Source organism: Rahnella ecdela (assembly GCF_019049625.1).
Classification (GTDB): Bacteria; Pseudomonadota; Gammaproteobacteria; order Enterobacterales; family Enterobacteriaceae; genus Rahnella; species Rahnella ecdela.
This window is the reverse complement of record NZ_JAFMOY010000022.1, coordinates 1-255: the sequence shown is the minus strand read 5'-3', so window position 1 is coordinate 255 and position 255 is coordinate 1. Positions and strand designations below refer to the sequence as shown.

Sequence of the window (255 nt, the reverse complement as noted above, 5' to 3'; positions counted from 1 at the left end):
AAACCAGGCTCATTCACGATTTCCGATGCGGCAGCGATGATCGAACAGGGCGCCAACGCGAATAACTAATACATGGCATAAGCCGGGCGGGAAACTGCCCGGCATTCCATTCAGGAGGCGCGATGAAGTACAGCACCACATTGCCTGTTAAAGCACTCCCGTCAGCTGAAAAATTTGATGGCAAAGGCCCGGAATATAAGCGACGTTTCCACGTGATGGCCAAACCCTCCGGCTCAACCTGTAATCTCGACTGCA

1 pseudogene is annotated in these 255 nt (G+C 52.9%); it reads left to right on the top strand.

Annotated elements, in window-relative coordinates:
* Positions 1-122: 122 nt before the first annotated feature.
* Positions 123-255 (top strand): annotated as a pseudogene (locus tag J1784_RS26960) (anaerobic sulfatase maturase); the annotation flags it as partial.